Raw genomic sequence first — 3,023 nt, 5'->3', positions numbered from 1 at the left:
ATCAGCGTATTCGAGAAGGGAATCGCTATATTCTTGATATTTAAATTCTTCAGCTACCTTTTTCCATACGCCAAAAATATAATTTTGGATAGCCATATCTTCGGGATAGAAATCCCGCACGCCTTTGTAGGGTTCAGTAGAAAGTTTTTTGTCAGTCATAATGTGAGTATTGTAGCGTATTATTTGGTAAAATAGAACACCATGATTGAAGATGCTCCAACAACACCAGAACAAGATGAGATGGAAGAAAGACCTCCGCAGTTGTCTACTGCAGAAGTTTTTGAAAGTCCCATTGAGCATATTCCGGAAGAATATGAAGCTCTGGGCTATCCTCTCTATGAGCTCTACGCTCCTTTATTCAAAGAAGTAACAAAGGACGGAAATCAGATCCGTCAGGGTGGAGCCTTTTTTACGAGTGGCAAGTGTTTCCGCAATTTTACTAATGGGAAAGGTGGACCGAAACCAGAGCGGCTTTTTAGTGAAAAGGGCCCAGTTGTGACGAGGTGGAATCAGGCGTATTGGAAATTTTCCGACGAGCATCGCGACATGGAGGACAAAGAGTTAAATGCTTCAGCTCCATCTTTTCGGAGTTTCGCTGATGAGGAAGTATTTTTAGCTATGCAGGAAAAAGCAAAAACGGTTGGAGAAAAAATAGTAGCTGGCACTATTCATGATGTTGTATTCGGGTGCCCAGAGGATGTTGCCAAAAAGCTTCGAGCTTTGCCGGTGGACAAAACAAAAGAGAAGGTTGGAGATTGCAGTAGTGCCGAGAAATTCTTTTTTGAATTTATGAATGACCCTCATAATACCTCGAGAGGTTTTAATTTGATTGTAGACGATGCGGGAAATCCGATCGCGCTCCATAAATTTGATGGAGAAAAATCCGCACTCCTTTTGACTGAAGTGACAATGAATAATATCCGTATTCCCCCAGGGAGTCTTCTTGCTGTGGAATATAGAGATGAAAAGAAAGAAAGGAATGCGGTCGTCCCGCTTTCCGAGTGTAAAGGATTTCAGTTTTTGCGTTGGTCAAGTTTTTGTCTGCCCGCTGAAGAAAGGCCTACCGTTACCCCCTACGCATACAGCGAACTACAGGCAGAGGGCAAATGGTATGGGCATGATGAGAAGTGGTATGTGGATGTCGCAAAGGCAGCGGTCGAGAGATTTAGTCTCTTCAAATGATTGTCTTCTGGAAGAGACGAGGAGAAACGCCACTCGAAGCTCTCGAACGATTGCGGAAAGAACGGCCTGAATTTTCTGGTGAAAAGATGACGTATGCTGGGAGATTAGATCCTCTTGCAGAAGGAGTTTTAATTGTGCTTGTAGGAGAGGAATGCAAAGAGAAAGAAAAATATCTTGGACTTCCAAAAGAGTACGAAGTGGATGTTCTGATTGGAATTGAGACGGATACGTATGACTTGCTCGGTAAAGTTACTAAAGTTGGGGAGGGGACAGTGGACGAAAATTTTGAGAAACTCCTCAAAATTTTCGTCGGAAAGCATACGCAATCCTACCCACCATTTTCTTCGAAGACAGTGGGAGGGAAGCCGCTTTTTGCTTTGGCAAAAAGCGGCGAGCTCGATGAAATTGAAATCCCCACCAAAGAAATTGAGATTTATTCAATAAAACTTTTAGAAAAATACGAGATTTCGGTCGGAAATTTTCTTCTGAAAATTTCCGACGACATCTCCCGTGTAAAAGGCGACTTCCGCCAAAAAGAAATCCTAGAATTATGGCAGAAAACGCTTTCAAAACTTCCTGACCAAAATTTTCCCGTAATAAAAATTCGTGTATCGTGCAGCAGTGGAACCTATATGCGTTCGCTCGCACAGAAACTCGGCCGTAAACTCGGCACCGGAGCATTAGCGCTCAATATTGTTCGTACAAAAGTAGGGGAGTATTCTCTTTAAGAAATAATTGTGAGCTTTTCTCTTTTGCTGTAAAATAGTGGACGAAAGGGGGTGAAGTATGTTCACCAAATTGAAAAAGTTGGCATTCGCCAAGCTGGACAGACTTGACCGTCGCGCGTGTTGTTCTTTCCCGATTTTGCGCCTCCGTCTTTGGTGGTGCAGGCTGTGGATTCGTGAGGATGAATTCCATCCCTCGCTTGATTTTGACCATGAGATCATCATCTCGCTTGATTCTCTTGGAGCGAAGAGATATTTTGATGACATAGGTCAGCGCAGGCGAATTGCTCACGAACGAGACCTGGAACGCGGAGACAAACTTCTTACTCGCCGGTAAGAAGTTTTTTATTTTCCAGTAAATAAAAAAGCACGAGACCGAAAGTCAGGTCTGTGCTTTGTTTTTCTCTAGCAAACAAGCGATGAGGCTATCTGCGAGAAATGTGACTAGTAAGCGCGGTGAACATTGCCTCCGTAGGGACGGCGAACCGTTGTTCTCTGGAACGGTTCAAAAATTTCCTCCGCCTCTGCCGGTTCATGCTTCTCTTTGCCGTACCTTTCCTGAAAGGTGGTGACGGCATCCGGAATCATATTGCCCGGTGCGTCCGACGGCATCGGTGCAAGCTTCGGCGGGGATTTTTTGGATGAACCATTTGCCAGATCGTGCCGCCTCTGGCGATTGGCTCGGAACTTCAGCCTTCCCGGACTTGGCGTAGCAAGTGCTTTGCCAAGCCGGAGAGCAGCTTCCTTTTTGTCCTCTTCTTCCTGCAAACGTTTCCAACTTTGACTCATGGCCTATGGCCCTCCACAATGGGTACGGGTTACTCTTTGACTGGAGATTACTATACTCGCAGGAGAAAAATAATCAACAACAAAGCACAGAACCAAGCTTCAAATGCTTCCCTCTGTACGGTTTCTTTTCTGGATGATATGTTGTAGTAAGAAGTTGCTACCGGAGTTTCATTGCCAAATCGGCAGAGGAGGATGTGATGAAAACGATGGGGGATTTTCTTGATGCTTTACGGCAAACAAAAAATCGCCAAGGAGAGCTTTTTCTTTGCTATATCTTTGGTGATGGTTCGCGGGACGATGATGAGGATGTGCGGCACTTTCGAGCTT

General features: G+C 44.7%; 4 protein-coding genes. 3 read left to right on the top strand and 1 reads right to left on the bottom strand.

Features of this window, described 5'->3' with window-relative positions; genetic code table 11:
• The first annotated feature begins 201 nt into the window (after positions 1 to 201).
• The 3 genes from PHS53_05270 to PHS53_05260 are packed head-to-tail and all read left to right on the top strand — an operon-like array spanning position 202 to position 2,244.
• Complete coding sequence (locus PHS53_05270) at positions 202 to 1,182, top strand: hypothetical protein (GenBank protein ID MDD5357519.1); 981 nt, start codon at positions 202 to 204, stop codon at positions 1,180 to 1,182.
• The gene (locus PHS53_05265; protein MDD5357518.1) at positions 1,179 to 1,910 is read left to right on the top strand and encodes a hypothetical protein; all 732 of its coding nucleotides are present in this window, start codon (positions 1,179 to 1,181) and stop codon (positions 1,908 to 1,910) included. Before PHS53_05270 ends, PHS53_05265 begins: the two co-directional genes overlap by 4 nt.
• A gap of 58 nt (positions 1,911 to 1,968) precedes the next feature.
• Complete coding sequence (locus tag PHS53_05260; GenBank protein ID MDD5357517.1) at positions 1,969 to 2,244, top strand: hypothetical protein; 276 nt, start codon at positions 1,969 to 1,971, stop codon at positions 2,242 to 2,244.
• Positions 2,245 to 2,351: 107 nt separating this feature from the next.
• On the opposite strand, the gene PHS53_05255 is transcribed toward PHS53_05260, so the two are convergent.
• Positions 2,352 to 2,696 (bottom strand): hypothetical protein, encoded by a 345-nt coding sequence (locus PHS53_05255; GenBank protein ID MDD5357516.1) that lies wholly within the window; start codon positions 2,694 to 2,696, stop codon positions 2,352 to 2,354.
• Between the last annotated feature and the right edge of the window lie 327 nt (positions 2,697 to 3,023).

Source organism: Candidatus Paceibacterota bacterium (assembly GCA_028714635.1).
Lineage (GTDB): Bacteria > Patescibacteriota > Minisyncoccia > Phycocordibacterales > JAQTLZ01 > JAQTLZ01.
Note: the sequence above shows the minus strand (reverse complement) of the source record. Positions and strands in the feature narration are given on the sequence as shown.